This is a genomic window from Leucobacter soli (assembly GCF_042659205.1).
GTDB classification, from domain to species: domain Bacteria; phylum Actinomycetota; class Actinomycetes; order Actinomycetales; family Microbacteriaceae; genus Leucobacter; species Leucobacter soli.
This window is the reverse complement of the sequence record NZ_JBHSRW010000494.1, coordinates 1-557: the sequence shown is the minus strand read 5'-3', so window position 1 is coordinate 557 and position 557 is coordinate 1. Positions and strand designations below refer to the sequence as shown.

The following is a 557-nucleotide window of genomic DNA, read 5'->3' as shown; positions in this document are numbered from 1 at the left end:
GGTGAGTACCCAGCGCGATACCGAGAAGGCGCTGGTCGCCAAGGAAAAATGGGAACTCGAGACCTGCCGCGCTCGCCGGCCTCGCGCTCGAGCTCGGCGCGCAGCACTTCGTCACGGGGCGGGAACCGGAAGTCGAAGACGACGCTCGAGACGTAGAGACCCGATCCGCCCACGAGGACCGCGTCGTGGCCGCGGGCCAGTACCGCCTCGATGGTCCGCCGGGCTTCGGGCTGATACCAGGCGACGGTCGCCTCGTCGCGCGGCTCGACGACATCGAAGAGATGGTGCGGAATGCCGCGACGCCCGATCGACGGCAGCTTCGCCGTGCCGATGTCCATGCCCCGGTAGAGCTGCATCGCGTCGGCGTTGACGATCTCGGCGTCGCGACCGCACTCCTCGCGCAGCCGCTCGACCAGGTCGAGCGAGAGCTTCGTCTTGCCGGTGCCCGTCGCGCCGACGATCGCCCAGAGCCTCGGCACACCCAGGGCGCGCTCGTCGCCGGGACTCATCCCACGCGCAGCGTCGGCATGCCGAGCCCGACCGCGCTGCGAGCAGCG

The 557-nt window shown here is 70.6% G+C and carries 1 protein-coding gene; it reads right to left on the bottom strand.

Translation table 11 applies throughout. The features are described 5' to 3' along the window. Window positions 1–509, bottom strand: a 509-nt coding sequence (locus ACFPZL_RS14145) for a tRNA (adenosine(37)-N6)-dimethylallyltransferase (RefSeq protein ID WP_382336052.1), incomplete at its 3' end; no start/stop codon positions are given. Window positions 510–557: the final 48 nt, after the last annotated feature.